Consider the following 26340-nt stretch of genomic DNA (forward strand, 5'->3'; position numbering starts at 1 on the left):
TGCCGCTGCCGCATCAAAAAACCCGGTCCTGAAACCAGATCAGGGCCGGATAAGCGCAAAGCCAAATCCAGAAAAACCGGTTGAGGCCAAAAAAGCAGGCGTTGGAAAAATGGAACCCTGCCGCACAGAGCAGTGCCAGTTTCAGCGCCACAGGATGCAAGAGCGCAAGCGGAAAAACCAGCTCGAACAGCACCACAGACCAGCCCATGACTAACAGAAAACGTGGATGATCAGACAAGCTGCGCAGCGCCTCACTGACCGGGTAGGCTGAAAACCGGAAGACATCGCGCAGGGCTTCGCCCCGCTGCCATTCCGGATTGATCACCTTGATCCAGCCAGAAACGAAATAGGACAGCACCAGCTGCACCGCGAGATACGATAGCGCCATTTCCTGCCAAAAAATGTCCGGCGCCAAATGCGCTAGGCTCAGGCAAGTCAGGATCAGCAGAGTCATCTTATCACTGCCACCATTATATGGCCCCTGATACCGCCAGAGCATAGCCAGCCCCAGCCCCCAGAGCCCCCAAACGGTCCATCCCCCTCCTATTCCCAGCGCCAGAAACAGGCTCAGCACCAGGCGCGGCACAAAAATCATCCGATCACCGCGGGCCAGATGCTCCAGGCTTTGCTGTGCCAGCGCAAAGGAGAGCAGCAACTCGATCCAGCGCATCACCTCGGTCACCGAATGCCCCTGCCCCAGTCCCAGCAAGGTCACAACCAACTCATTCATGCCGCCACCCTCTGCAGTTGCTGCAATGGCACCGGCGTGCTTTCATATTCCACCATCTTGACGATCCGGCTGCCCTCGCGGGAGACAAAGACCAGCCGAAACTGCAGATCCCCGGATCCGCTAGGCAAAAGCCGCGCCACACGGGTGTTGATCTCATCTACACTGTGCTGACTGGGGGCATCGATCAGCCGTTCGGAACAGCTGACCAGAAACAGCTGTTCGTTCCAGTCCGGGTTCCACAGCATCCGCCGCAGCATCGTTGCAATCGACAGGCTGGCCGGTCGCGGACGATCTTCGCGCCAATCGCCCCGCTTTCCATCGCAAATCAGGCGGTATTCAATCCGCGGCGATGGTGCCACGGTTTTGAAAAACCGCCAGGAGGGAATCACCGCGGGCAAAAACAGGGAAATCAGGCGCAGCACTGGCGAGCCTCATAAGAAATCAGGGTTCAACCAGCATAAAGGCCGGGTTTTAACAGAGCGTTCCCAGCCTTTGCACCTGTTTTGCCTGCCGCCTGTGCCGCCGCCGGGGATAGAGACTTTTCAAAGCACACAATCTGGTGTAAGCGCAGGCCTTCACTCGGGGTGACAGCCTTGGAGGCACCCCGCCTAGTTATATTGGAGAATTCGAATGGCAAATGAGATTCCTGATCTCGTCGCCCAGGCACGTGCGGGGACAGGCAAGGGCGCCGCTCGCGCAGCACGTCGTGCTGGCATGGTCCCTGGTGTTGTTTACGGTGGCGAAGCTGACCCCGTTGCGATCCAGATCCCTTTCAACGAGCTGTTGAAAAAGTTGAAAGCCGGCAAATTCAAGTCCACCCTGTGGAACCTGAAGGTCGAAGGCCACGATGATGTGCGCGTGATCTGCCGTGACGTCCAGCGCGATGTTGTCAAAGATCTGCCAACACACCTGGACCTGATGCGCCTGCGTCGTACGTCCGAAATCAACCTGTTCATCCCGGTTGAGTTCCTGAACGAAGACAGCTGCCCCGGCATCAAAAAAGGCGGCATGCTGGCCGTCGTACGTCCCGAAGTCGAGCTGGTTGTGACCGCCGGCGAGATCCCCGAGAAGATCGTTGTGGATCTGGCAGAAGCTTCCATTGGCGATGTGATCACCATCTCGTCGATCGAACTGCCCAGCGGCGCACGTCCAACAATCGACCGTGACTTCGTTGTAGCAAACATTGCCGCTCCTGGCGGCATCTCGGCTGCGGACGAAGAAGAAGAAGAAGCCGGCGAAGAAGCCGCTGCTGAAGAATAAGACCCTCCCCGTTTCAGGGGATGGTGAAACGGGGTCCTTCGGGGCCCCGTTTTTTTTCGTCAGATCGCATTTTCGACTGCGTCCTTCGTGGCGTAGGAACAATCAGGCCAAAAGTAGAAACAAAATCAAAAGATTTTCCTGCTCCCCACACACGGATCCTTTGCCATTTCCCTGCAGGCTGCTGGTTGGGAAAATTACGGGGGTACCTGAGATGTCAAACAGACTGGATCGCGAAGAGGCCAAACTGCGCCGCAGACTTCTTTTTCGCCTTTTGCGGGGCTTCAATTTCGACGCTCCCAGATTTCGCAGCGAAATCATTTCCGATCCGGTCCCACGCGGATTGATGACCGGAGAATACCACTCGACCAATCGGCGCGGGTCGTAATTTTTCGCTCGCCTGCCCTGCACCTATGGCCGCAGAGCACAGAGGCTGGATATTTGGCTCAAAACAGGCCATGTAGCGCCAAAGCCCCTTTCCGGGCCGTGCCCCAGGTCCGGCCCACAGAAGTGGGGACAGCCATGGAACACAGGCGAGGCAAGCCATGAAACTTTTTGTTGGGCTCGGAAATCCCGGTGCCAAATACGCGCAGAACCGCCACAATATCGGCTTCATGGCGCTGGATGAGATCGCCTCGGCACATGGGTTTTCTCCCTGGAAAAGCAAGTTTCAGGCGCAGGTCTGCGAAGGAACCCTGGGCGACGTCAAGGTGCTGCTGCTAAAACCCCAGACCTTCATGAATCTGTCCGGCCAGGCGGTCGGAGAGGCGATGCGGTTTTACAAACTGACGCCACAGGACGTGACTGTCCTGCATGACGAACTAGATCTGGCCCCCGGAAAATGTCGTGTAAAACAAGGCGGCGGTCATGCCGGACACAACGGACTGCGCTCCATCCATTCGCATATCGGGGCAGACTACCACCGTGTGCGTCTCGGCATTGGTCACCCCGGACACAAAGATGCAGTTGCAGGCTATGTGCTGCGCGATTTTCCCAAGGCCGATGAAGGCTGGCTGGACGATCTGATGCGCGGGATTTCCGATGGCGCGGCGGCACTGGCCGCCGGAGATGGCGGTAAATTCATGAATGCGGTCTCATTGCGCACAGCTCCACCGCGCAGCTCAAATACAGCCAAACCCAAAATCGACACTGCAACAACCACAGTGGCCCCCGAACCAGCGCCGGACACCCGCTCTGCCATGGAAAAGCTGGTCGACAAGTTCAAATAGCGGCCCCGGCTTCCGTCGCGTCTCTCTTTGTTGCATGCGGTGCCCCGGTCTATTCCTGTTGAGACCTCCGCCCACAGTCATCTCGGTCTACGGTCATCTGGGCCTGAGGGTGTCTGGGTCTGAAGCGAACTCGGAGGATGCGACATGGGAAGAATTTTCAAACTACTGCTACGGGGCCTTCTGGTTCTCGTGGTTCTGGCCCTGGCCTTCGGGCTCTGGAAACGAGAAGAAATCCAGCGCCTGCTGGCAGTAAATTCCCTGTTTTCCCCTGAAAAGATCGTCGACAATTTCTCCAACATGGACGCAGCCTTTCTGACCACGCCTGTTGGCCGTGGCAACGGTCCCGTCAGCCCCTTGCCACAGGGGGCCGAAATGGCGTTGCCCACAGGAACTGACCAATGGATCAGCGATCGCGCAGTCACCTCGCTTTTGGTTCTGAAGGCCGGCGAAATCCGTCACGAGAGCTATCATCTGGGAACCAGACCAGCGGATAGGCGGATCTCCTGGTCGGTGGCAAAAAGCTATCTGTCCGCGCTGTTTGGTGTATTGCTGGACGAAGGCAAGATTGCCTCTCTTGATGATCCGGTCACTAAATATGCGCCCGCGCTCACTGGTGGGGCCTACGACGGTGCGACGATCCGCAATGTCCTGAACATGGCCAGTGGCGTCACCTTCGACGAGGATTATCTCGACTACAACTCCGACATCAATCAGATGGGGCGCGAAATTGCGCTCGGCGGCACCCTGGATCAGTTTACTGCTGATCTTACCGAGGTCTTTGCCGGCGCAGGTGAGACCTGGAAATACGTCTCCATCGATACCCATGTGATCGGGATGGTTATCCGCGGAGCCACCGGGCAGCCAATCGCACGCCTCCTGCAAGAAAAGATCATCGCGCCCTTGGGACTGGATCGCGACCTTTATTATGTCACCGATGGCGAGGGTGTCGCCTTTGTTTTGGGTGGCCTCAACATCACCACCCGCGATTACGCCAGATTTGGACTGATGGTCGAACAAGACGGCGCCTATAATGGGCGCCAGATTGTACCGGCCGCCTGGATCAAGGCCTCAACCAGACCTTCCGCCCCGACCAAGCCCGACAAGATTTCCTATGGGTATCAGTGGTGGGTCCCGGTGGGAGCAGAGCCCGGTGAGTTTCTCGCTCGGGGCGTTTATGGCCAGTATATCTATATTGACCAAGCCCGAGACGTGGTCATTGTCAGCACCGCTGCCGACCGGAAGTTCCGTGATGCGGGCGTCAGCGAGATCAACATCGAAATGTTTCGAAAGCTCGCCCGAATCCTGTAGGCTGACAGCCATGGAACAAGACAAAAGCATCAACGTACTTGGCGGGGCGCTCGCGCCCTGCTCTCAGAATCCGCTCACAGGCTATTTCCGCGACGGATCCTGCAACACCTGCGCCGAGGATGAAGGCAGCCATACGGTCTGCGCGGTCATGACGGCAGAATTCCTCGCCTATTCCAAATATGTCGGCAATGATCTGTCCACGTCGCGCCCGCAGTATCAGTTTTCCGGGCTGAAACCCGGGGATCAGTGGTGCCTCTGTGCCGCGCGCTTTCTGCAAGCAGCAGACGAGGGCTGTGCGCCACTGGTCAGCTTGGAAGCGACGCATTACCGCGCCCTGGAGATTGTGCCGCTGGCTCTGCTGCAACGACACGCAGCCTCGCCGCAAAGCTGATCCCCGGAAAGTTGCCCCTCCGGCTAAGCCCCAGTCGGACCCCAGTCGGGCCCCAGTCGACCTCAAGCTGGCTCCGGCTTTAGCCCAGACTTGGATCTCACTTGCCGCGTCAGCACCCAGATATGATTGCCCCCAAGGGGCTTTGCCGCTATGGCTTCCTCATAGCCAGCCCCGCGATCCCTCGGTCGCCTTCGCCAGCCTTCTCACACAACACTGACAGAGGAGACCGGCATGAGCTACATCGCCATGAACCGTTTCAAGATCCGCCCTGGACGCGACGCTGATTTCGAAGACATCTGGAAAACGCGGGAATCCCACCTGAACGAACTGAAGGGGTTTCGAGAGTTCCGCCTGCTAAAAGGCCCTGAATCCGAAGAGTACCACCTCTATTCCAGCCATGTCGTCTGGGACAGTCGGGAGGATTTCGAGGCCTGGACCAAATCCGAACAGTTCCGTGCCTCGCACCGCAATGTCGGCAAGCGGGAAGGCGAAAGCCCGATCCTGGGTCATCCTCAGTTCGAGGGCTTTGAAACCGTCCTGCACGAAGCCTGACACGCACAAAAAAGGCGCCCTCTCGGGCGCCTTTCTGTTTCATGAGCCTCAGCTCCGTATCAATCTTCGAAGGAGCGGCCTTCTTCAGTGTCGGACATGTCAAAACCGAGGTGTTTGGCTACGGTAAAGACATCCTTGTCGCCGCGTCCGCACATATTCATCACGATGATATGATCTGCGGGCAGGTCCGGCGCGATTTTCATCACATGGGCCAGCGCGTGGCTTGGCTCAAGGGCCGGAATGATGCCTTCCATGGCACAGGACAGCTGGAACGCCTCCAGGGCTTCCTTATCGGTGATCGAGACATATTCGGCGCGACCAGTGTCATGCAGCCAGGAATGCTCAGGGCCAATGCCAGGATAGTCGAGCCCGGCCGAGATCGAGAAGCCTTCCATGATCTGGCCATCGTCATCCTGCAGTAGATAGGTGCGGTTGCCGTGGAGCACGCCGGGACGACCACCAGTCAAGGATGCGCAGTGCTGCATCCGGTCATCGACGCCTTTGCCACCAGCTTCGACGCCAATGATGTTGACGGATTTGTCGTCCAGGAAGGGATGAAACAGGCCAATCGCGTTGGAGCCCCCCCCGATCGCGGCGATCACGGTGTCTGGCAGACGCCCCTCGCCTTCCTGTTCGGCCAGCTGCCAGCGGACTTCTTTGCCGATAATCGACTGAAAATCGCGGACCAGCGCCGGATAAGGATGTGGGCCAGCGGCTGTGCCGATGCAATAGAACGTATCTTTGACATTGGTCACCCAGTCGCGAAGCGCGTCGTTCATCGCATCCTTCAGCGTGCCGCGCCCAGAGGTAACGGGGATCACCTCGGCGCCCAGAAGACGCATGCGGAACACATTGGGAGCCTGGCGCTTCACATCATGAGCGCCCATGTAGACCACACATTTCAGACCGAACTTGGCGCAAACCGTCGCCGTTGCAACACCATGCTGGCCCGCTCCGGTCTCGGCAATGATCCGGGTCTTGCCCATGCGCCGTGCCAGTAGAATCTGCCCCAACACATTGTTGATTTTATGGGCCCCGGTATGGTTCAGCTCGTCCCGCTTCATGTAGATCTTGGCACCGCCAAGATGCGCCGTCAGACGCTCAGCGTAGTACAGCGGGCTGGGGCGCCCCACATAGTGTTTCCACAGATCATCCATCTCGGCCCAGAAGGATGCATCATCCTTGGCCCGGTTGTATTCCTCTTCGAGGCTCAGGATCAGTGGCATCAGGGTCTCAGAGACAAACCGCCCCCCGAAAATGCCAAAACGTCCCTGTTCATTGGGCCCGTTCATAAAGCTGTTGAAAAGATCGTCGGCCATGGTTCTTCCCCTTGTCACAGCGCTAAGTGTCACAGCACTGGGTGTCACGGCGCTGGGTGACAGCGCTGGATATGACTAGCGCGCAGGCGGCGGCGGGTAAAGAGAGACAGGACAGGATTCGCATCGCTGACCTCGGGTTTCAGGCGGCGGCAGGCAGCGCGCGTAAAAAGACCGGCAAGACTGCCGGTCTGGTTCTCAAATATGGAATGAGGTCTCGGCCACAAGCCGCGAGAGTATCAGCTGCTCACTGCCAGAGCCGCAGCGGTGAAGCTGGCAATCAGGGTTGGATCCTTCTCTCCTGGAGCGCTTTCCACACCAGAGGAGACATCGACCTGACGTGCACCAGTCAGCCGAATCGCCTCGGCTACGTTGTCAGGGGTCAGCCCGCCCGCCAGCATCCAGGGGCACTGCCAGTACTTACGTCCGGCCAGCAAGCGCCAGTCAAAGGCCAACCCATTGCCGCCCGGCAGATCCGCACCTTTTGGAGGCTTCGCATCAATCAACAACTGGTCGGCAACCTGCGAATAAAGGTCGATCTGCTGCAGATCTGCTGCCTCCGAGATGCCAATCGCCTTCATCACCGGCAGACCGTAGCGCGCTTTGACCTCACGTATCCGTTCCGGGCTTTCGGATCCATGCAGCTGCAGCATGTCCAGTGGCACGGCATTCGTGATCGCGTCGAGAGTGGCATCATCAGCATTGACCGTCAGCGCCACCTTGCACAGCCCCACAGGCACTTCGAGCGCCAGCGCACGCGCCTGCTCAAGCGAAACATTGCGGGGAGATTTAGCAAAGAACACAAAGCCGACATAGGCCGCCTGCGCCTTGGCGGCGGCAGCGACATCCTGCGGGCTGCGCAGCCCGCAGATTTTGACCCGAATAGCACTCATGATTTGGCTCAGCTGGTTTCTTCCAGAAGAGCCAGAACTTCGTCCTTGCCCTCATGTTTCTGCTTCTTCAGCTTTTGCACTTCGCGCGAAAGCTTTTTCACTTCGCGGCTGTGATCTCCAGCTGCACGACGATGCTTGTGTTCACGCAACCATTCCCAGATGAAGCCAATCACCAGGCCAGCGCCAAGCCCGCCAATCACCACGACGAACAGCGGCAACGAAATAGCCGGGTTCACCCCTAACAGCTCTGCCACGGCATTTGGCAGAAGCTTCAGGTCAACGATGGCACGGTTTGCCAGGCAAACCGAGACCAGCACAATTCCCAGAACTCCCAGGATAGCATAGCGAATATAGCGCATTTAGGCCTTTCCGTTCAGGCGGTCCCTCAAGAGCTTACCGGTCTTGAAGAACGGAACATGTTTCTCTTCAACCTGGACCGTTTCACCAGTACGTGGATTGCGGCCAACCCGCGAATCCCGCTGTTTCACCGAAAAAGCGCCAAACCCGCGCAATTCGACCCGGTCTCCCCGGGACATTGCGTCGGTCACTTCCTCGAAAACCGTGTTTACGATCCTTTCGACATCCCGCTGATACAGGTGCGGGTTTTCGTCTGCAATCTTCTGAATCAATTCAGAACGGATCATACTTCCTGCCCTCCCAAAACTACGCAAACCTTTGCTGGCTAACGACAACTATAGGTACAAAAGCCCGTTCAAGGAACCAAAACAGCCGCCGTCATATGGCTATTTTCCCTGCTAATTTGGGCAATCGGGCAGAATTTTTTGTTTTCGCCTCAGAAAAAGAGGTCATAAGCCTGCGCCAAAGCCTGAAAGCCCGGTCCGGTCGCGGATAAGAAATGATTGATTCGCAATCAGTTATCAATGTGCCCGTCGCGCGCTACACGCCCGGCCGTTAGGCTAAAGCTTCTGAAATTCGCATTCATCCAGCCCCACCTTCGGAGCCTTTCCTGCATCGCTTGGGTGGTGGAAATCCGCTCAAAACAAAAAACGCCCCCGCCAAAAGGCAGGGCCGTTCAAGTCTACAGGTACCATAGTACCGGTCGAAACTTAGTCGTTGTTCAGAGCTGCGCCCAGGATATCGCCCAGCGATGCGCCGGAATCCGAGGAACCATACTGCTCAACAGCTTCTTTTTCTTCTGCGATCTCGCGTGCTTTGATCGACAGACCCAAACGGCGGGTCTTGCTGTCAACGTTGGTGACGCGAACGTCAACTTTGTCGCCAACATTGAAGCGCTCTGGGCGCTGCTCAGCACGATCACGCGACAGGTCGGAACGACGGATGAAGCTCTTCATGCCTTCGTATTCAACCTCAACGCCGCCTTCTTCGATGGCAGTGACGTTCACGGTGATGATTGAGCCACGCTTCACGCCGCCAACGGCTTCAGCGAACTTGTCGCCGCCCAGGGCTTTGATCGACAGAGAGATACGCTCTTTTTCAACATCCACTTCGGAGACAACGGCCGAAACCATGTCGCCTTTGCGGTAGTTCTGGATCGCATCTTCGCCGCGCTCGTCCCAGGACAGGTCGGACAGGTGAACCATGCCGTCGATGTCGCCTTCGAGGCCGATGAACAGACCGAATTCGGTGATGTTCTTGACTTCGCCTTCGACTTCGGTGCCCTCGGGATGTGTCTCAGCAAAGACTTCCCATGGGTTGCGCTGTGTCTGCTTGAGACCCAGGGAAACGCGGCGCTTGGAGCCGTCGATTTCCAGAACCATAACGTCGACTTCCTGCGAAGTGGAGACGATCTTGCCGGGGTGCACGTTCTTCTTTGTCCAGGACATTTCGGAAACGTGGACCAGACCTTCGACACCAGGCTCCAGCTCAACAAATGCACCGTAATCGGTGATGTTGGTAACACGGCCTTTGTGGACCGATGCCAGTGGGTACTTGGCGCCAACCAGATCCCATGGATCTTCCTGCAGCTGCTTCATGCCGAGGGAGATACGGTGGGTCTCTTTGTTGATCTTGATGACCTGAACCTTGACGGTTTCGCCGATCGACAGAATCTCGGAGGGGTGGTTCACACGACGCCATGCCATGTCGGTGACGTGCAGCAGGCCGTCTACGCCGCCCAGGTCAACAAATGCACCATATTCGGTGATGTTCTTGACCACACCGTCAACGGAATCACCTTCGGAGAGCTTGCCGATGACTTCGGCGCGCTGCTCGGCGCGGGATTCTTCGAGGATCGCACGACGGGAAACAACGATGTTGCCACGACGACGGTCCATTTTCAGGATCTGGAACGGCTGCTTCAGACCCATCAGAGGGCCAGCGTCGCGCACGGGGCGCACGTCAACTTGCGAACCTGGCAGGAAGGCAACTGCGCCACCCAGATCGACGGTAAAGCCACCTTTGACACGACCAAAGATCGCGCCTTCGACGCGCTCGTCGTCGGCGTAGGCTTTTTCCAGACGGTCCCAGGCTTCTTCGCGGCGCGCCATCTCACGGGAGATAACAGCTTCGCCACGGGCATTCTCAGCGGAACGCAGGTAGACTTCTACCTCGTCACCAACTGCGATTTCAGGAGCTTCGCCAGGGTTTGCGAATTCTTTAAGGTCGACGCGGCCTTCCATCTTGTAGCCTACGTCGATCAGGGCCTGGCCCGCTTCAATCGCGATAACCTTGCCTTTAACAACGGACCCCTCGTTAGGGGTGTCCATTTCGAAGCTTTCATTCAGAAGGGCTTCGAAGTCCTCCATAGATACGTTTTGAGCCATGAGGTCTCAGGTTTCCTTTACAAAGTTTTCTGGCCGTGCGGTTGTCTCCGCCGGTCTTGGGGTTTGGTCGTACAAAGCGTAGCCCGAGCGCATCTGCAGCAAACAAACACAAAGGGCCGGAAGTGATCCCGACCCTGCTCAGATTGTCATTCGTGCGTTAGCCGCCTCTATACAGACAGCGCGGTTATTAAGCGGATTCCCTCTGACACGCAAGTGAAACCATAGCCACACCCCAAAACAGGCCTTATTTTTCTGGTCTCACGCGAGAAAATGACCATCAGCGCCCACTTCACACGCCGCCAAAATTGGGGCACCCCTGCTAGGATGCCCCAAGACATTTGATCAGTCGATATTGGTGACAAAGGTGCTCAGCGGCTTGCGCACCTTCTTGAGGTTCAACAACCAATCGCCGCTTTCGTCGCGGTAGCCGAGTGGCAGCAACAGAACCGAGCGCAGGCCTTTTGCCTTCAGCCCGAGGATTTCATCGACCTGTGCTGGGTCAAAACCTTCCATCGGAGTGCTGTCCACTTCCAGCTCAGCTGCGGCCGCCAAAGCAAAACCCAGACCAATATAGGCCTGACGTGCCGCATGGGCATAGTTTTCCTCAGCTGTACGCGGCAGATACATCGCTTTCAGGCGATCATAATACCCCTGCAGCAGATCATTCATGCCACCACGTTCTGCCGCCATCTGATCAACCACTGCATCAATGCGTTCTTCGCTGTAGTTGTCCCAAGCGGCAAACACCAACAAGTGCGAGCCTTCGGTGATCTGGGCCTGATCCCAGGCGACGGGGCGAATGGCAGCGCGGATATCGTCGTTGCGCACAACCAGCAGTTCATAAGGCTGCAGACCACTGGAGGTAGGTGCCATCTGAACCGCCTCGACGATCTTGGCAACCTTGTCTTCCGGAACCGATTTCGAGGGGTCCATCTTCTTGGTCGCATAGCGCCAGTTCAGCTTGTCTAGAAACATAGTCTTTCCCGTCATTGGAAGGTTTGTGTCTCTCTTATTTATAACTAAACTGTTTAGTTCAATACTTGGCTGGCAAATTTCTTTCCTGTTCGGTCAGAACGCGGGAATGAGACATGGCTCTCGTACTCTCTTGGTTGCAGAAAGTGTCTGCTTTGCGCCATTGTCAGCAGGGAATGGGGATAGGAAAGACACAAATGCGTCAATCAAGCTACCGGTTTTCCGAGAAAATTTTGGCCCCTTACAGAGGGGAGGAAACGGCTATTGTGACCATGCTGCTCAATGGCGGAAACATGGATGTCGCCGCCTCTGGAACATTTGGCACAAGAGAAAAAACCGCGCCCGCAGATATGATCTTCGAAATCGGATCAATCACAAAAGTCTTCACGGCTCTTCTTCTCGCCGTTCTCATCGAAGAAGGAAAGGTTGATCCCAATCGTCCAATCAAGGACTTCATTGCAGGCCTGTCAGACGTCCCGCATTGGATCACACTGCAGGCTCTTGCGACGCACACCAGCGGTCTGCCAAGAATTCATATGCCGCTATGGAAAGCACTGATTTCGTCATTGCCAGACGACCCTTATGGGTCTTTCTCCAGAGACGATCTTCTTGATTGGTTGCGCGTTAGAAAGGACGCAACACCTCCCCGGCGCCTGCGGTATGCCTATTCCAATCTGGGTTTCGGGCTTTTGGGCGAGGCCATGGCGATGAGCGAGGGCAAGCCCTACCTGGGTCTACTGACGGAAAAGGTAATAGCGCCGCTCGGGCTGGTTGATACCACCTCGGATTTGACGCAATCGCAGCAGGCGCGATTCATGCAGCCCTTCAATACTAAAGGCAAACCCGTCGTGCCCTGGACTTTCCAGGCCATTGCTGGTGCTGGGTGCCTACGCTCAACAGCACGTGATCTGGGTCATTTTTCTGCCTTTGTGTTGAAGGCTTTGGAAAACCCCAAAACTTCGCTAGACCGCTCAATTTGCAGAAGTGTTGAGCCGCTGTTTGGTTTGGGAAGACGCGGTGCAATGGAGCCTGTCGCTCAATGCCTGGGCTGGCTTTCGATAAAAACAGCACCAGAGGCACCCCAAATGCTCTTTCACAATGGGGGCACTGCCGGTTCAACTTGCGCACTTTACATCTGCCCCGAAGCAATGTCTGGCGCGTTGATCTTGTCCAACCGGGGTGTTGCCGCCAACCTGTGGTCAAGTTTAAGGCTTAGCAGGTCCGATCCCCACGGCGCGACAAACGATTTGTTTGCGAGCCTGGACAGGACCTAACAACGTATTTCAGCTACTTAGACAACTGTCTGTCCTCAGAGCCGCCTTTCTAGCCCCCCAGACACGCATCCAGTCGAGGCCAAAAGCACCTTGAAAGCGCCTCAACGAAGCGTGGCGACCACTTTCAGGGCCTGTGTCACGGCCTCTTCGATGGACAACGTGCTGCTGTCGATGATCACCGCATCCTCGGCAGGCTTAAGCGGCGCTTCGGCGCGGTTCATGTCACGCTCATCGCGGGCCTTCACATCGGCCAGAACTTCCTCCAGCGTTTCCGCCAGCCCTTTGGCAGAGAGCTCCAGAAAGCGCCGCTTGGCGCGCACTTCGGGGCTGGCGGTGACAAAGAGCTTCACCTCAGCCTGCGGGCAAATCACCGTGCCGATGTCACGGCCATCCAGAACGGCGCCCCCGGCGCGGCGGGCAAAGGCACGCTGAAAATCCACCAATGCGGCCCGCACCTCGGCAATCACCGCCACTTTGGAGGCAGCCTGTGCGGCCTCTGGCCCGCGCAAATCACCCCGTTCAAGATCTTCAGCAGTCAGCGTCCGCGCTGCCTCAATGGCTGGGGTGCCCTCGAGCGTCTTGGCCCCGACAGCCCGATACAGCAGCCCGGTATCCAGATGCGCCAAGTCCAAGGCCTCGGCCACGGCTTTGGAAATCGTGCCCTTGCCAGCAGCAGCCGGCCCGTCGATTGCAATGGTGAAACTGGCGGTCATCGGAAATACCTCCTGCAAGGATCAGTCCTACGGGAATCAGTCTTGGCTAAGCTTGGCACCCAGACCTGTCATCAAGGGCTCAAAGATCGGAAACGACGTGGTGATCGGGCTGCCGTCGTCCACCGTGACCGGGTTTTGTGCGCCCATACCCATCACCATGAATGACATGGCGATGCGGTGATCGAGGAAGCTTTCGCAGGTGCCGCCACCGGGAACACCATCGGGCCCCAGGCCTTCGACGGACCACCAGTCTTCGCCCTCTTCCACGGTGACGCCATTGGCCCGCAGTCCCCGCGCCATCGCATCAATCCGGTCGCTTTCCTTGACGCGTAGCTCTTTCACGCCCGCCATCATGGTTTTGCCTGTGGCAAAGGAGGCCACAACGGACAGCACCGGATATTCATCGATCATCGAGGCAGCGCGGTCTGGCGGCACTGCTATGCCCTTCATGGCGGAGGAATATTTGGCCCGCAGGTCAGCCACCGGCTCACCACCCTCTTCGCGCATGTTTTCGAATGTCAGATCCGCACCCATATCCTGCAGGGTATAGAACAGACCTGCCCGGGTGGGGTTGAGGCCGATGCCCGGCACCAGCACATCAGATCCCGGCGTGATCAGGGCCGCACAGACCGGAAAAGCCGCACTGGAGGGGTCACGGGGCACCGCTATGACCTGCGGTTTCAGCTCGGGCTGCCCCGTCAGGGTGATCTCCCGGCCCTCCTCTGTGTCCGCAACAGTGATCTCGGCGCCAAAGCCTGCAAGCATCCGTTCGGAATGGTCGCGGGTGGCTTCTTTCTCGATCACCACAGTTTGGCCGGGCGCGTTCAGCCCCGCCAGCAGCACAGCGGATTTCACCTGCGCCGAAGGCACTGGCACCACATAGCGCACCGGGGTCGGCTCAGCGGCGCCCACGATGGTCATTGGCAAACGGCCGCCTTTGCGCCCCACCGTTTTAGCACCAAACAGCGCCAGCGGATCGGTCACTCGTGCCATGGGACGTCCGTTAAGACTGGAGTCACCGGTAAAAGTGACAGTGATGGGCGAGGTCGCCATGCAGCCCATGATCAGCCGCACCCCAGTGCCGGAGTTGCCGCAATCAATGACCTGATCCGGCTCGGCAAAGCCGCCGACACCCACGCCAAAGACCGACCAGTTGCCGCCACCATGATTGACCACCTCGGCACCGAAGGCCTGCATCGCCTTGGCGGTGTCGAGCACATCGTCGCCTTCCAGCAGGCCGGAAATCTTGGTCTCGCCAATTGCCATGGCCCCCAGGATCAGCGAGCGGTGGGAGATCGACTTGTCGCCCGGCACCTCGGCCACTCCGCTCAGAGGTGCGGCGCGGTGAGAGGTCATCGGGATGGGCGTACCGTGTCCGGACATGGCGCTTCCTTTGTGAAAATCGTGATGATCTGTTCTGTTTCCGCTATCGGTAACGAATAGTCTCGGGGCGGTCCAGCATGGATGCGCCCCGAAGACAGCCCAAACCGTCAGCCAAGACCGTCAACCAAGACGGCGGAAGGTCAGATAGGTCGGGGTGCGCCCCTCGCGCAGGGCTTTTTGCTCATAACGAGTAGAGATCCAGTCCTCCCAGGGCTCGCGCCAATCGGCGGCCTCTGATGCCAGCCACTCAAACCCTGCCTTTGGCACCTCTTCCAGCGTCTGGCGCACATAGTCGGGAATATCGGTAGCCACCCTGAAGATCGCGCCGGGTTTGAGGCAGCGTGCCAGTGGCTCCAGGTGTTCCTGGGTCACAAACCGGCGGCGGTGATGACGGGTTTTAGGCCAGGGATCAGGATACAGCAGGAACGCTTTGGCGATCGATTGTGGCGGGATCACATCCATCAGATCGCGGGCATCGCCGGGATGTACTGCGATATTGTCACAGCCCGCCTTGCGGATCTTGCCCAGTAGCATCGCCACGCCATTGATAAAGGGTTCTGCGCCAATGATGCCCACATCCGGATTGGCACTGGCCTGATGCACCAGATGTTCGCCACCACCAAAGCCGATCTCGAGCCAGGTCTCACGCCCACCAAACAGCGCCGCAAGGTCCAGCGGTGTACGGTCGGGGTTTTCATCCCAGCCCACAGCACCGGGGCTGAGGCGCGCCAGGTCCTCATCAAGATAGCGCCGCTGGCTGTCTTTCAGCGTTTTCCCGCTGAAACGGCCATAAAAATTGCGCCATGGCGCACCACTGACATGGGTACCATCTGCGGTCTCTGTTCCGACCGCCAGTTCGGGTTTCCGGCTGGAAGGAGCGCCGATGGGCGACCCGCCAGGTGCATCCGCAGAGGCGGCGGTTTTGGGCGTTTTGTCATCAGCCATGGACTGGGTGCATCCTTTGTTCGGGCAAAATGGGACGACCCGCCATATTTCACAGGTCACAAGTTGGCCGCCCATCTGCCGCAACTGGCCCCGCAGGTCAAGGTCACGCGCCTTTGCCCCCCCCCCTGCCTTGGCTGTGACGCTAATCTTCTGGGGCCTCTTCGCGCAGCACACCTGCCGCGATCAACTGCAATCGCGACGGATACCATTCTTCACTGGAGATGGCCTGCATCGACTTGATGGCAAACCCCGGATCAACCCCGCGCGACACCATAAAGGTCAGGTGTTCGTAGATCTCCGCCTGCGTGTCGCCATAGATCCAAGCGCCAAATTCAAACGGCGTGGCCCAGTCCTTGCGTTTGCGCCATTCACGATAATAGTTCTGCACCGCTTTAGGCCCCCAGCTGCGGTGGTGAAACCCAAGTTTCGACCCAAAGGTCATACGCCGCCGCTTGCCTGCCAGAAACAGATCAATGCAGGCACTGATGCATTCCCCATCGACCCGAGTGTCGAGCCCGTAGTCCATCACGATCCAGGCCATCTCGCTGCCGGCATAGACACTGCCGCCGGTGCTGTTCAGCCTGAGCTCGGTGATGCCGGAATGCTCATTCAACACCTGTTTCAACGCATCGATATCTTCGTCGCGGATCTCGCCTTTCAGCTTTTCGGTATCATAGATCAGCACGCTTCCCTTAACTTCGAACTTCTCCGAAAGCGGCTCCTTCGCCATGGTTCCCATAGGCAGGAGTGCAAGACATGTGGCGGCGAATAATCGGATCATTTGTCTCGGGTCCTCCGGTCCATTTGCGTTGCCTTGTCTCATCATGGACCATGTATTGGTCTCAAACCAAGAGGGGAATCCGCGAGACGTACTGGCTAATTGTTGTTCCTGTGCTTGTGCCTACCCCCTGCAGGCTGTCCCCTGCCGCGTGTTTTTTGGGATCAAACCTTGTCAAAAATGGCGCGCAGGACAAACATGCCGGGAATGGTCACAATATATGTCGAAATACCATAAACCGCTGCCGGTACGGCATATTCGGGGATGCCGCTCGCCTGCGCCACCAAACCGGCCACTGCAATGCCAAGCGCCGCGTTCTGCACGCCCATCTCAATCGAGATGCACAGGCCATCGCTGCCGGTCAGCCCAATTGCGCGGGCGCAAAGCATCCCGACAAGCAATAGCACCGCATTCAATCCCATCAAGATCGGGCCAAGTACCGCGATACTGTTCACAAACAAATCCCAATTGGTGACCAGAGCCACCACAACGACCACCATAAACAGCACTGTCGCAATCAAGGAGACCGCACTCTCCGTCCGGGTCGCAAAATCCGCCACCAAAAAACGGACCACGAGGCCAACCACAACCGGCACAACTGTAATCGCAACCATCGACAGGGCGATCGATGTCACATCGATCTCCGGCGCGTCTGCCCCCAAAAACTGCTCTGCCGCCCAGGCAATCAAGACTGGCATCGTGAGAACAGACAGCAGGCTGACAATCGCTGTCAGTGTAATCGACAGGGCAACGGTACCGCCAACAAGTTTGGTCAGGATATTGGAGGTCACGCCACCGGGGCAAAACGACAAGAGCATGACGCCAAAGGCCAGTGCAGGCGGCAGCTCAAACACCAAAAGCGCCAGAAATGCCAGCACAGGCACGGCCACAACCTGCAAGAAAAGACCCGTCAACACGGCGCGTGGCAGGATCAGAACCCGCCCGAAATCGGCAAGGGTCAGCCCATAGCCCAGTGAAAACATGATAAAGGCCAGAGACAGCGGCAAAGCCACATCAATCAACATCGCGCATTTCCTCCCAGAAATCTGGGGCAAAGCGTGACATGGAAAGGCAAAAGGGCCAAAGCATTCCGTCACGGAATACCTTGGCCCCAGCGTAACCCCGCAGGGTCAGGCGCTCAAAGGCGCCCAGATTTGTCAGCCTTAAACAGCCTTTTTCAAAGCCTCTGCCAGGTCTGTGCGCTCCCAGCTGAACCCGCCATCGGCATCGGGTTCGCGGCCAAAGTGGCCATAGGCAGCCGTACGCTGATAGATCGGCTTGTTCAGACCCAGATGCCGGCGAATGCCGCGCGGGGTCAGATCCATGGCCTGATCAATGGCGTTTTCGATAGCTGCCGGGGCAACTTCGCCGGTGCCATGGGTATCCGCATAGATCGACAGCGGCTTGGACACGCCAATCGCATAGGACAGCTGAATGGTGCATTTTTCAGCCATGCCAGCCGCCACGACGTTTTTCGCCAAGTAGCGCGCCGCATAGGCTGCCGAGCGGTCAACCTTGGTTGGGTCTTTACCAGAGAAAGCGCCACCACCATGGGGGGCCGCGCCGCCATAGGTATCCACGATGATCTTACGGCCGGTCAGACCGGCATCGCCATCAGGGCCGCCAATGACAAACTTGCCGGTCGGGTTCACGTGCCAGACAGTGTCATCCGTCAGCCAACCCTCAGGCAGGACTTCGTGGAAATAGGGGGCAACGATGGCGCGGATATCAGCAGAACTCAGGGTTTCATCCAGGTGCTGTGTCGACAGCACCAAAGAGCTGACCCGGACGGGCTTGCCATCTTCGTAAACGACGGAGAGCTGCGATTTCGCATCGGGGCCCAGCGCGGGCTCGGTCCCATTCTTGCGCACTTCAGCCAGGCGACGCAGAACAGCGTGGCTGTACTGGATCGGTGCTGGCATCAACTGTGGCGTCTCGGTGGTGGCATAGCCGAACATGATACCCTGATCGCCGGCACCTTCGTCCTTGTCACCAGAGGCGTCGACACCCTGGGCAATATGAGCGGACTGTTCGTGCAGCAGGTTGGTCACTTCCACGGTCTCGTGGTGGAACTTATCCTGCTCATAGCCGATGTCTTTGATGCAGGCGCGGGTGATATCTTCGATCCGCCCCATGTAGTCATGCAGCTTGTCCTGATCTGACAGGCCGACTTCGCCGCCGATCACCACGCGGTTGGTGGTGGCAAAGGTCTCTGCGGCAACGCGCGCCTCGGGTTCTTCAGCCAGAAAGGCGTCGAGAACGGCATCGGAGATCTGATCACAGACCTTATCCGGGTGACCTTCGGAAACGGATTCCGAAGTGAAGGTGTAGTTATTACGGGTCATGAAAGTGCTCCATTGGATTTCACCTCGCCACGCCAGGAAGCCGTTGTGTGAGGTATCAATTCGCTCTACGCGGGGTTACCCTGAGGGTCAATCTATAATTGCCAGAGGTTAAGCAGCTATGAGTGCCGTGCAACGGCTGCACCACGAAACCAGAAGAACGGACCCAAAGCGATGCAAAGCAGAAACACCGGCCAGTCACCAGTGCGGCTATAGAGCGTCGCCGCCAAGGGCTTTGGCAGCAGCGCATCCACTGCCCCGGCCTCTCCGAGCGGGATATTCTCCCGTATTTGGCCATAGGGATCGATCATCGCCGTAATTCCGGTATTGGCCGCGCGCAGCATCGGCAACCCCTGTTCTGCGGCGCGCATCTGGGCCTGCACCAAGTGCTGATACGGGCCAGAACGGGCACCGAACCAGGCATCATTGGTTATCTGGATCAGCATCTCGGGGCGTTGCTTCACCGCATTCACATCCTGGGCAAAAACGGCCTCGTAGCAGATCAACGGCAAAGCCGTGCCAATCGGCAGGTCCATCACCTGCGGCCCTGCACCAGCGCTGTAGCCCGCCCCGGCCTGCGAGGCAAAGCCATAGATGCCAAAGCGCGCCATGGTATCGCCAAAGGGAACATATTCACCAAAGGGCACCAGATGAGCCTTGTCATAGATCTGGACCGCCACCCCTGCCTGATCCACCAGAGCCGCAGAATTGAAAAAGCGCCCGTCTTCTTCGCGCTGGATCCCGACCAACAGGGGAACGCCACCGATCTGGGCCATGATTGCCGCCAGAGTCTCGTCGGCATGGTTCAATAGCTGTGGCACAGCGGTCTCAGGCCAGACGATCAGCTCAGGTTGCGGGGCCGTCGTGCCCTGGCCTTTGGCGCTCAGCTCTACGGCACGACGGGCGAACTCCCAGCGTTTCTTGGGCAGCCATTTTTCCGCCTGCGGTGCATTGGGCTGCACCAGACGCACCAGACGCGTTGTCATTTCAGCCGCGGGCGGAGCAGGCAACAGCAGCACCATGGCCGTAGTCACGACCAGCGGCGATAGCGCCAAAACGGGTTTCCTGCGTAACAGGGCCAGAGGCAAACAGACAGCAAGCGTTAGAAATGCTAGCCCCTGCGCCCCGATCCAGGGCAGCAACTGCGCCATGGGTGTGTCGATCCAGAACTGGCCAAATCCCGCCCAGGGAAACCCGGTCAGCAAATAGGCGCGGCCAAATTCGGCCAGCGACCAAAAAACAAGGAGCACCAACAGCCGCCGCTGCCCAACCGCCCATCTTGCAGCCAATGCAAAGGTCGCGCCCCAGAACAGGGCCAACCCACCCGCAAGAAACACCAGCGCAAAAGGGGCCATCCAGGCGTAGCGTTCAGCGTCAATCTGAAACGGTTCGATAATCCAGGACAGACCAAAGCCGAAATACCCCAGCCCAAAGGCCCAGCCAATCAGGGCCGCTTGGCGCCACCCAACTGCCCGTAGCGCCAGAACGCCAATGCCGCCCAGCGCAAGGGGCAGCGTCCACAAGATGTGCAAAGGTGCCAGAGACAGCGACAGAACCCCGCCAAGCCCCAGCGCCAAAACAAGGGCGAGCCAAAGACTGGCCCGCCCGGAGTTTTTTACCAGAGTCGCAAGACCACTCGCAAAACCTCCCGGTGTCATGCAGGAGTTTCGGGCAGCATAACCCGCAAGCGCTTGATCCGGCGTGGGTCTGCATCCATCACTTCGAATTCAGGGCCATCCGGATGCACGATCACCTCACCACGGGCAGGCACCTTGCCGGACAGCATGAAGACAAGACCGCCAAGCGTGTCGATCTCTTCAGCGTCGACATCCTCATGACTGGTAAGCGATTGGCCGATTTCCGCCTCAAATTCATCCAAAGGCGTGCGCGCCAAAGCGATATAACAACCCGCCTTTTCCTGATACCAGGTCTGGTCTTCTCCGGGGTCATGCTCGTCTTCGATCTCGCCAATGACCTGTTCGATGAGGTCTTCGATAGTGACCAGACCATCGACGCCGCCATATTCATCGATGACCAGCGCCATATGGCGCCGCTCTGCCTGCATTTTGGCCAAAAGCACCCCAATGGGCATCGATGGCGGTACAAAAAGCAAAGGCCGCAGCATCTGGGACAGATCAAAGGGTTTACTGCCACCGTTAAAGCCGTGCGTGAGCGCAAAATCCTTTAGGTGCGCAAAGCCAAGCGGCGTATCCAGCGTGCCTTCATAAACGGGAATACGCGTATAGCCGCTGTCACGAAACACCTGCACCAGATCGTCACGATCAATCGACACCGGAACCGACAGGATTTCCGCCGAGGGAATTGCCACATCTTCGACCCGCATCCGGCGCAGGTTCATCATGCCGTGAGGCTGAACCTCGACGGTCGGCCCATGCGCGGCTTCCGGCTCCGCTATCGGCGCCGCTGGTGTAAAAGAGCCAAAGAGTCGCCCCCAAAGCCCCGGTCTCTCTGCAGCACCGGCTTCTGCCGGGGTGCTGCCAATGTTCTGCTGCGCGCCATGCGCTGCGTTAGAACTGCCTTCTATATCGCCCATTTGTCCTATCCAAAATGCCCCTCAGAGGCTGTCATCTATAGTATATGGGTCATCAATACCCATTTTGCCAAGTATCTCGACCTCCAAGCCTTCCATCACTGTGGCGTCAGGGTCGCGAATGTGGTCATAACCCAAAAGATGCAACACTCCGTGAACAACCAGATGTCGCAAATGATCAGCCAGCGGCTTACCTGCGGCAGCGGCCTCTGCGGCGCAGGTGTCATAGGCAATGGCAATATCGCCCAGCGGGATCTCGCCGGTGAAATCTGCTTCTGGCATGTCGGGTATTCCACCCGGCTCTTCGGCCGCCAGAACCTCTGCAGGCCAGCTCAGAACATTGGTCGCAACAGGTTTGCCGCGAAATTCCGAATTCAACTCGGCGATGCGGTCATCATCGCAAGCCAGCAGGGCAATCTCGCAGGTTTCCAGATCCAGTCCGAAATGAACCAGAGTCCTTGCGATAGCATCCTGTGCCACCTCTTCGACGCCCAGTGACGTCCAACGTTCATCTTCAATTGCAATTTCAAGTGTCATACCCGGCTTGGAGCGGAATTATACGACCCCGTCAAGGCAAGGATTCCGTTTCTAGCGCCCGCCCGCCAGAATGGCCGACAACGCGGCAGTCATCCGCAGCGCCTGATCGGCCGTCATGCGGGCATGACCGGGGAGGAACTCAGCCACGGGGCGCGCACTATAGCGCCCCCAAAGCACGCCATCCCGTTCGATCAGAAACAACTTGGCAAAATCATGGGCGCGCCCATGGCAGATCTTGCAGGTATCGTTGAAAAAACTACCCGCTTCGAGCTGCGACAGGAACATGTCCAACAGGCCGCGGATCTGTTCAGCAGGCAGTCCCCCTTTGTGCACAGACAGGAAGGGTTCCAGATTCTGCCCTGCACTGCCAAGGACCACACCATCCTGAACCTGCAGATGCTCCCGTGCGAAAGCCCCCGCATGACCATGACAGGCGGTACAGCGTTCCTCGAAGAGTGCGTGGTAGTCGAGATCTTCGGCCAAGGCAGCAGTTCCCGCGATCATAACCAGCCCTGCAATTGCTGCCGATAAGAAATTCTTGGTCCAGCGTTGTTTGATCATACCGGCCTCCTATAGCCATCCGCGACAAATTTGGCCGCGCAATCGCGCTAGCCTAGGACGAAAAAAGGGGCGCCACATTGACGCCCCTCAATTCACGAAATCTTTTCACGGGATCTTTCAGCCAGCAGGGGTTTCCGCATCATAGGCCTCGATGATCGCCGCTACCAAGGGATGGCGAACGACATCGCGCGATGTGAAATAGTTGAAGCTGATCTTGGAAATCGGGCTCAGAAGGCGTTCTGCATCTGCCAGCCCCGAAGGCACACCGCGTGGCAAATCGATCTGCGTTCGGTCGCCTGTGATCACCATGCGCGACCCCTCGCCCAAACGGGTGAGAAACATCTTCATCTGCATCGATGTGGCATTCTGCGCCTCGTCCAGCACCACAAAGGCATTGGACAGCGTGCGCCCGCGCATAAAGGCCAAGGGCGCGATTTCGATCTGCTTTTCCTCCAGCAGTTTGGCCAGTTGCTTGCCGGGAAGGAAATCATTCAGCGCATCATAAAGCGGCTGCATGTAGGGATCGACCTTGTCCTTCATGTCACCAGGCAGGTAGCCCAGCTTTTCGCCCGCCTCGACTGCAGGACGTGACAGGATGATCTTGTCGACCTGACCGGTGATGAACAGATTTACCCCAACCGCCACCGCCAGATAGGTCTTGCCGGTACCTGCAGGCCCGATGCCAAAGGCAAGTTCATGCTCAAACAGCGACCGGACATAGGCCTTTTGGGCGTCGGTGCGCGGCTCGACCAGCTTTTTGCGGGTCTTGATTTCCACCTGACCGCCCTTGAACATTTCCAGCTGGTCGTCAGCAGGCGCGTCCTGTTCGTGCCCCATGCGCAACTCGCGATCAACGTCACCGCGTTCGACACTGCGCCCTGTTTCCAGCCTGTCATACAGAGAGATCAAAACTTCGGCAGCCTGCTCGCGCTGCTCAGCCTCACCAAGAACAGAGAGCTGATTGCCCCGGCGAATGATCTGAACGCCTATCTTCTGCTCTATATCCGCAAGATTGCGATCATATTCACCGCAAAGATCAATCAACAAGCGGTTGTCAGGGAATTCAAGCAGCACTTCGTGCGAGCTGTCGGTGTCTGGCGTCTGGATCCGGGCGCTGGTGGCCAATTGGGGACTCCTGTTCTTGAGTTACCCCCTCAGTTTGCCTCTGCCACCGAGCGGGCGCAAGCACAGGCCGCGCAAATTCACAGGAATGAAACAAAAAAGGCGGCCCCTCCGATAAGGCGCCACCTTCTGCTGCATCTTGCACGCAGCATAACTCAAAGGATCAGGTCGGGCAGACTGAGGCGTCAGCCCTGTCCAGTTCCAATTTGTGGTTCGGTCTCTCGATACAGATCACACCGAACAGAGATCAGATGGGATCCTCGAACGAAGACCCGGATTTAAAAGGACCAGTCGCAGTATTGATCGGCAATTCGCTATTGCAGACCGGTTTGCCGTCCGGCGTGCGCCGCAAATCAGCGTAGCCTTCGACACCATCATCAATGATCCAGTGTTCGCAGCCATTGGGATCGACCCAGATACCGGCGGTCAGTTGTGACAGATCCTTGCCGTCAAAGCCGCGATCAACCGTCTTGTCGCGCTTTGGTGAATCACAGGCCGATAGCGCTACAGCACCAACGAGAAGAACAAGCCCCAGAGTTTTTTTCATGATGCCTATCCTTATCGCAGACAATAGATTTCGACGCGGCGATTCTGCGCCATATTGGACGCATTGGTATTAGGCACACGTGGGTCCCGCTCTCCATAAGCACGCACATCTGCGATCCGCGCCCCTACAGACTTGCCCACCTTTGCCACCGCATTGGCCCGGCGCTTGGACAGACGAATATTGTATTCGTCCGAGGCGCGGCTGTCAGTATGACCGGCGACAATAAAGTAGCGCACACTGGCCATTTTTGAGGTGAAAAACTCCATCAGGCGCGCCTTGCCTGCCGCATTGATATAGGACTTGTCAGTGGCAAAGAAATGGTCTGCCTCCAGCACACCGCACATGCTGCCACTTCGGCAGACGGGTTTGCCATCCGGTTTTACATGCGGCGTCATGAACCCCTCGGTGCCGTCGTCCATCACCCAGTGTTCACAGCCATCCGGGTCAACCCAGATCGTTGGCACGTAGCGCTCACCAACGATTGCGACCTGCCCCGTAGCAGCCTGCGCCTGCACAGAAGCGGCCGACAGGCCCAGTGCTGCAAAACCAACCGCCAACAAGCCAAGCATGTTTTTTGCGTTCAATGTCATCACAATCAGATTTCCTTCACCAAAGCCCTCTCGAAGACGAGAGCTCACCACCAAATGCTTTCAAACCCGGAGCATCAGCAGCGACTTACACATACACGGAGACTTACATAGCGATTTTGTTAAATTTCCACGTAGAGACAGCCATTTCGAGCAGAATAGGCTTCTTTGCAGGACACTCAAACCCACTGGCGCGAATTGTGCGGCCTACGCGGCAATAATGACTCACTTTACAGCCTTACTTCATGGCCTCACTTCCACGGCACAGGCCTTGCTGGCCTCACCTCACTCGATCAGCTCACCCGCCAAAGAGTTGGTGCGCGATGACACGATGCGAACCCGCGCCAAATCGCCAATTTCGCGATCGCAATCGGCCACATGCACCGCGTGCAGATAGTCCGATTTGCCGAGCATCTGCCCAGCCTGGCGTCCTGGCTTTTCAAACAGCACGCCGACCTCACGGCCGACCATGCTATCCTGAATCTCTCGCTGCTGCCGCGTCAGCAAAGCCTGCAGCCGCTGCAGGCGATCATCCGCCTCTGCGGGATCTACCTGAGGACGCTCTGCGGCTGGGGTGCCGGGGCGGGTGGAATATTTAAAGGAATAGGCGGTGCCGTATTTGACCTCTTCGACCAGATCGAGGGTCGCCTGAAAATCTGCTTCGGTCTCTTCGGGAAAGCCGACGATGAAATCGCCCGAGATCAGAATATCGGGCCGTGCGGCGCGGATACGTTCGATCAGACGCAGATAGCTTTCAGCGGTGTGGCTGCGGTTCATCCGCTTCAGGATCTTGTCCGAGCCTGCCTGCACTGGCAAATGTAGATAGGGCATCAGCTTTTTGCAGCTCGCATGCGCCTCGATCAAATCATCCATCATGTCGTTGGGGTGACTGGTTGTGAACCGGATACGTTCCAGCCCATCCACCTTGTCCAGCTCCCAGATCAGCTGCGCCAAGGTCAGATCACCGTTGGCACCAGCCCCATGATAGGCATTCACATTCTGGCCCAGCAGGGTGATTTCGCGCACGCCGCGCTCCACCAGATCGCGGGCTTCGGTCAGGATACGATCCGCCGGACGCGACACTTCGGCGCCACGGGTGTAGGGCACCACGCAAAAGGCGCAGAACTTGTCGCAGCCTTCCTGCACCGTAAGAAAGGCTGCAGGGCCACGCTTGGCCATAGGGCGACGCTTCAGCTTCTCAAACTTGTCTTCTTCGGGGAAATCCGTGTCGAGCACCTTTTCCCCGGAGCGCGCCTTTTCTTCCATCTCGGGCAAGCGATGGTAGCTTTGCGGCCCCACCACCAGATCTACCAGCGGCTGACGACGCATGATCTCCTGCCCCTCGGCCTGGGCGACACAACCCGCAACCCCGATCTTCAGATCCGGTTTTTTCGCCTTCAGCTTTTTGAAACGCCCAAGTTCGGAATAGACTTTTTCAGCGGCCTTTTCGCGAATGTGGCAAGTGTTGAGCAGGATCATATCGGCGTCATCCGCCGATTTGGTCTCGACATAGCCCTGCCCGCCCAGCGCTTCGGACATGCGTTCACTGTCATAGACATTCATCTGACAACCGTAGGTCTTGATAAACAGCTTCTTGGGGGCGCTCAT

General features: G+C 57.7%; 28 protein-coding genes and 1 riboswitch. Of the genes, 6 read left to right on the forward strand and 22 right to left on the reverse strand.

The window, feature by feature from the left end:
• Nucleotides 1–13: 13 nt before the first annotated feature.
• Nucleotides 14–730, reverse strand: coding sequence for an HTTM domain-containing protein (locus PH5382_RS17015; protein WP_082645739.1), 717 nt, complete (start codon nt 728–730; stop codon nt 14–16).
• Nucleotides 727–1089 (reverse strand): hypothetical protein, encoded by a 363-nt coding sequence (locus PH5382_RS17020; protein WP_231751921.1) that lies wholly within the window; start codon nt 1087–1089, stop codon nt 727–729. Before PH5382_RS17020 ends, PH5382_RS17015 begins: the two co-directional genes overlap by 4 nt.
• Before the next feature lie 271 nt (nt 1090–1360).
• Between PH5382_RS17020 and PH5382_RS17025 the strand changes: the two genes are divergently transcribed.
• The 5 genes from PH5382_RS17025 (at nt 1361) to PH5382_RS17050 (ending at nt 5467) form a co-directional block, all read left to right on the forward strand.
• Entirely contained in the window at nt 1361–1990 is a 630-nt protein-coding gene (locus PH5382_RS17025; protein WP_058335597.1) for a 50S ribosomal protein L25/general stress protein Ctc, read from the forward strand.
• A 542-nt stretch (nt 1991–2532) separates the two neighbouring features.
• Entirely contained in the window at nt 2533–3216 is a 684-nt protein-coding gene (gene pth, locus PH5382_RS17035; RefSeq protein ID WP_058335599.1) for an aminoacyl-tRNA hydrolase, read from the forward strand.
• Nucleotides 3217–3360: 144 nt separating this feature from the next.
• Nucleotides 3361–4524, forward strand: coding sequence for a serine hydrolase domain-containing protein (locus PH5382_RS17040; RefSeq protein ID WP_058335600.1), 1164 nt, complete (start codon nt 3361–3363; stop codon nt 4522–4524).
• A gap of 10 nt (nt 4525–4534) precedes the next feature.
• Nucleotides 4535–4915: a DUF2237 family protein gene (locus PH5382_RS17045; protein ID WP_058335601.1), complete on the forward strand. Its 381-nt coding sequence runs from the start codon at nt 4535–4537 to the stop codon at nt 4913–4915.
• A 231-nt stretch (nt 4916–5146) separates the two neighbouring features.
• Complete coding sequence (locus PH5382_RS17050) at nt 5147–5467, forward strand: antibiotic biosynthesis monooxygenase family protein (RefSeq protein ID WP_058335602.1); 321 nt, start codon at nt 5147–5149, stop codon at nt 5465–5467.
• A 59-nt stretch (nt 5468–5526) separates the two neighbouring features.
• Here the strand turns inward: PH5382_RS17050 and trpB are convergent, their stop codons facing one another.
• The 6 genes from trpB to PH5382_RS17080 all read right to left on the reverse strand — a co-directional run bounded on the left by trpB (nt 5527) and on the right by PH5382_RS17080 (nt 11395).
• Nucleotides 5527–6786 carry a tryptophan synthase subunit beta gene (gene trpB / locus PH5382_RS17055; RefSeq protein ID WP_058335603.1) on the reverse strand — a complete coding sequence of 420 codons (1260 nt, stop codon included), beginning with the start codon at nt 6784–6786 and terminating at the stop codon, nt 5527–5529.
• 236 nt (nt 6787–7022) lie between these two features.
• Complete coding sequence (locus tag PH5382_RS17060) at nt 7023–7676, reverse strand: phosphoribosylanthranilate isomerase (protein WP_058335604.1); 654 nt, start codon at nt 7674–7676, stop codon at nt 7023–7025.
• A gap of 8 nt (nt 7677–7684) precedes the next feature.
• On the reverse strand, nt 7685–8035 hold the full coding sequence (locus tag PH5382_RS17065) for a lipopolysaccharide assembly protein LapA domain-containing protein (protein ID WP_058335605.1): 351 nt from the start codon (nt 8033–8035) through the stop codon (nt 7685–7687).
• Nucleotides 8036–8320, reverse strand: coding sequence for an integration host factor subunit beta (gene ihfB / locus PH5382_RS17070; protein WP_009811081.1), 285 nt, complete (start codon nt 8318–8320; stop codon nt 8036–8038).
• A gap of 423 nt (nt 8321–8743) precedes the next feature.
• Complete coding sequence (gene rpsA / locus PH5382_RS17075) at nt 8744–10420, reverse strand: 30S ribosomal protein S1 (RefSeq protein WP_058335606.1); 1677 nt, start codon at nt 10418–10420, stop codon at nt 8744–8746.
• Nucleotides 10421–10762: 342 nt separating this feature from the next.
• Nucleotides 10763–11395: an NAD(P)H-dependent oxidoreductase gene (locus tag PH5382_RS17080; RefSeq protein WP_058335607.1), complete on the reverse strand. Its 633-nt coding sequence runs from the start codon at nt 11393–11395 to the stop codon at nt 10763–10765.
• A 113-nt stretch (nt 11396–11508) separates the two neighbouring features.
• Between PH5382_RS17080 and PH5382_RS17085 the strand changes: the two genes are divergently transcribed.
• On the forward strand, nt 11509–12666 hold the full coding sequence (locus tag PH5382_RS17085; RefSeq protein ID WP_082645740.1) for a serine hydrolase domain-containing protein: 1158 nt from the start codon (nt 11509–11511) through the stop codon (nt 12664–12666).
• A gap of 101 nt (nt 12667–12767) precedes the next feature.
• Here the strand turns inward: PH5382_RS17085 and cmk are convergent, their stop codons facing one another.
• The 14 genes from cmk to miaB all read right to left on the reverse strand — a co-directional run bounded on the left by cmk (nt 12768) and on the right by miaB (nt 26340).
• Nucleotides 12768–13379 (reverse strand): (d)CMP kinase, encoded by a 612-nt coding sequence (gene cmk / locus PH5382_RS17090; protein WP_058335609.1) that lies wholly within the window; start codon nt 13377–13379, stop codon nt 12768–12770.
• Between the two features lie 36 nt (nt 13380–13415).
• A complete protein-coding gene (aroA, locus tag PH5382_RS17095) occupies nt 13416–14762 on the reverse strand; it encodes a 3-phosphoshikimate 1-carboxyvinyltransferase (RefSeq protein WP_058335610.1) in 1347 nt (448 codons plus the stop codon).
• Between the two features lie 120 nt (nt 14763–14882).
• Nucleotides 14883–15707, reverse strand: a complete 825-nt coding sequence (locus tag PH5382_RS17100) for a tRNA (guanine(46)-N(7))-methyltransferase TrmB (RefSeq protein ID WP_082645741.1) — start codon at nt 15705–15707, stop codon at nt 14883–14885.
• A gap of 142 nt (nt 15708–15849) precedes the next feature.
• The gene (locus PH5382_RS17105; protein WP_197410070.1) at nt 15850–16437 is read right to left on the reverse strand and encodes a COG3904 family protein; all 588 of its coding nucleotides are present in this window, start codon (nt 16435–16437) and stop codon (nt 15850–15852) included.
• Nucleotides 16438–16649: 212 nt separating this feature from the next.
• Nucleotides 16650–17510, reverse strand: a complete 861-nt coding sequence (locus PH5382_RS17110) for a bile acid:sodium symporter family protein (RefSeq protein WP_058335612.1) — start codon at nt 17508–17510, stop codon at nt 16650–16652.
• 138 nt (nt 17511–17648) lie between these two features.
• Nucleotides 17649–18830, reverse strand: a complete 1182-nt coding sequence (metK, locus tag PH5382_RS17115) for a methionine adenosyltransferase (protein ID WP_058335613.1) — start codon at nt 18828–18830, stop codon at nt 17649–17651.
• Between the two features lie 5 nt (nt 18831–18835).
• Nucleotides 18836–18885, reverse strand: a riboswitch (SAM-SAH riboswitch).
• A 61-nt stretch (nt 18886–18946) separates the two neighbouring features.
• A complete protein-coding gene (gene lnt / locus PH5382_RS17120) occupies nt 18947–20485 on the reverse strand; it encodes an apolipoprotein N-acyltransferase (RefSeq protein WP_058335614.1) in 1539 nt (512 codons plus the stop codon).
• Entirely contained in the window at nt 20482–21381 is a 900-nt protein-coding gene (locus PH5382_RS17125) for a hemolysin family protein (protein ID WP_058335615.1), read from the reverse strand. The genes lnt and PH5382_RS17125 overlap by 4 nt, the downstream gene beginning before the upstream one ends.
• Before the next feature lie 21 nt (nt 21382–21402).
• Nucleotides 21403–21915 (reverse strand): rRNA maturation RNase YbeY, encoded by a 513-nt coding sequence (ybeY, locus tag PH5382_RS17130; protein ID WP_058335616.1) that lies wholly within the window; start codon nt 21913–21915, stop codon nt 21403–21405.
• A 51-nt stretch (nt 21916–21966) separates the two neighbouring features.
• The gene (locus PH5382_RS17135; protein WP_058335617.1) at nt 21967–22476 is read right to left on the reverse strand and encodes a hypothetical protein; all 510 of its coding nucleotides are present in this window, start codon (nt 22474–22476) and stop codon (nt 21967–21969) included.
• 117 nt (nt 22477–22593) lie between these two features.
• Complete coding sequence (locus PH5382_RS17140) at nt 22594–23601, reverse strand: PhoH family protein (protein WP_058335618.1); 1008 nt, start codon at nt 23599–23601, stop codon at nt 22594–22596.
• Between the two features lie 244 nt (nt 23602–23845).
• Complete coding sequence (locus PH5382_RS17145) at nt 23846–24145, reverse strand: hypothetical protein (RefSeq protein ID WP_058335619.1); 300 nt, start codon at nt 24143–24145, stop codon at nt 23846–23848.
• Between the two features lie 11 nt (nt 24146–24156).
• On the reverse strand, nt 24157–24735 hold the full coding sequence (locus PH5382_RS17150; protein WP_058335620.1) for an OmpA family protein: 579 nt from the start codon (nt 24733–24735) through the stop codon (nt 24157–24159).
• A 282-nt stretch (nt 24736–25017) separates the two neighbouring features.
• Nucleotides 25018–26340, reverse strand: a complete 1323-nt coding sequence (gene miaB, locus PH5382_RS17155; RefSeq protein WP_058335621.1) for a tRNA (N6-isopentenyl adenosine(37)-C2)-methylthiotransferase MiaB — start codon at nt 26338–26340, stop codon at nt 25018–25020.

Source organism: Phaeobacter sp. CECT 5382 (assembly GCF_001457775.1).
Taxonomy (GTDB): Bacteria; Pseudomonadota; Alphaproteobacteria; order Rhodobacterales; family Rhodobacteraceae; genus Pseudophaeobacter.

What these genes read in the sequence shown, in the direction of transcription:
- PH5382_RS17025 (WP_058335597.1), top strand. Translation starts at nt 1,361, where the DNA reads ATGGCAAATGAGATTCCTGATCTCGTCGCCCAGGCACGTGCGGGGACA.
- pth (WP_058335599.1), top strand. Translation starts at nt 2,533, where the DNA reads ATGAAACTTTTTGTTGGGCTCGGAAATCCCGGTGCCAAATACGCGCAG.
- PH5382_RS17145 (WP_058335619.1), bottom strand. Translation starts at nt 24,145, where the DNA reads ATGAAAAAAACTCTGGGGCTTGTTCTTCTCGTTGGTGCTGTAGCGCTA.
- PH5382_RS17110 (WP_058335612.1), bottom strand. Translation starts at nt 17,510, where the DNA reads ATGTTGATTGATGTGGCTTTGCCGCTGTCTCTGGCCTTTATCATGTTT.
- PH5382_RS17065 (WP_058335605.1), bottom strand. Translation starts at nt 8,035, where the DNA reads ATGCGCTATATTCGCTATGCTATCCTGGGAGTTCTGGGAATTGTGCTG.
- metK (WP_058335613.1), bottom strand. Translation starts at nt 18,830, where the DNA reads ATGACCCGTAATAACTACACCTTCACTTCGGAATCCGTTTCCGAAGGT.
- PH5382_RS17085 (WP_082645740.1), top strand. Translation starts at nt 11,509, where the DNA reads ATGGCTCTCGTACTCTCTTGGTTGCAGAAAGTGTCTGCTTTGCGCCAT.
- PH5382_RS17100 (WP_082645741.1), bottom strand. Translation starts at nt 15,707, where the DNA reads ATGGCTGATGACAAAACGCCCAAAACCGCCGCCTCTGCGGATGCACCT.
- PH5382_RS17150 (WP_058335620.1), bottom strand. Translation starts at nt 24,735, where the DNA reads ATGACATTGAACGCAAAAAACATGCTTGGCTTGTTGGCGGTTGGTTTT.
- PH5382_RS17050 (WP_058335602.1), top strand. Translation starts at nt 5,147, where the DNA reads ATGAGCTACATCGCCATGAACCGTTTCAAGATCCGCCCTGGACGCGAC.
- PH5382_RS17015 (WP_082645739.1), bottom strand. Translation starts at nt 730, where the DNA reads ATGAATGAGTTGGTTGTGACCTTGCTGGGACTGGGGCAGGGGCATTCG.
- ihfB (WP_009811081.1), bottom strand. Translation starts at nt 8,320, where the DNA reads ATGATCCGTTCTGAATTGATTCAGAAGATTGCAGACGAAAACCCGCAC.
- PH5382_RS17060 (WP_058335604.1), bottom strand. Translation starts at nt 7,676, where the DNA reads ATGAGTGCTATTCGGGTCAAAATCTGCGGGCTGCGCAGCCCGCAGGAT.
- ybeY (WP_058335616.1), bottom strand. Translation starts at nt 21,915, where the DNA reads ATGACACTTGAAATTGCAATTGAAGATGAACGTTGGACGTCACTGGGC.
- PH5382_RS17105 (WP_197410070.1), bottom strand. Translation starts at nt 16,437, where the DNA reads ATGGCGAAGGAGCCGCTTTCGGAGAAGTTCGAAGTTAAGGGAAGCGTG.
- trpB (WP_058335603.1), bottom strand. Translation starts at nt 6,786, where the DNA reads ATGGCCGACGATCTTTTCAACAGCTTTATGAACGGGCCCAATGAACAG.
- rpsA (WP_058335606.1), bottom strand. Translation starts at nt 10,420, where the DNA reads ATGGCTCAAAACGTATCTATGGAGGACTTCGAAGCCCTTCTGAATGAA.
- lnt (WP_058335614.1), bottom strand. Translation starts at nt 20,485, where the DNA reads ATGACACCGGGAGGTTTTGCGAGTGGTCTTGCGACTCTGGTAAAAAAC.
- miaB (WP_058335621.1), bottom strand. Translation starts at nt 26,340, where the DNA reads ATGAGCGCCCCCAAGAAGCTGTTTATCAAGACCTACGGTTGTCAGATG.
- PH5382_RS17080 (WP_058335607.1), bottom strand. Translation starts at nt 11,395, where the DNA reads ATGTTTCTAGACAAGCTGAACTGGCGCTATGCGACCAAGAAGATGGAC.
- PH5382_RS17125 (WP_058335615.1), bottom strand. Translation starts at nt 21,381, where the DNA reads ATGGGCGATATAGAAGGCAGTTCTAACGCAGCGCATGGCGCGCAGCAG.
- PH5382_RS17135 (WP_058335617.1), bottom strand. Translation starts at nt 22,476, where the DNA reads ATGATCAAACAACGCTGGACCAAGAATTTCTTATCGGCAGCAATTGCA.
- cmk (WP_058335609.1), bottom strand. Translation starts at nt 13,379, where the DNA reads ATGACCGCCAGTTTCACCATTGCAATCGACGGGCCGGCTGCTGCTGGC.
- PH5382_RS17040 (WP_058335600.1), top strand. Translation starts at nt 3,361, where the DNA reads ATGGGAAGAATTTTCAAACTACTGCTACGGGGCCTTCTGGTTCTCGTG.
- aroA (WP_058335610.1), bottom strand. Translation starts at nt 14,762, where the DNA reads ATGTCCGGACACGGTACGCCCATCCCGATGACCTCTCACCGCGCCGCA.
- PH5382_RS17045 (WP_058335601.1), top strand. Translation starts at nt 4,535, where the DNA reads ATGGAACAAGACAAAAGCATCAACGTACTTGGCGGGGCGCTCGCGCCC.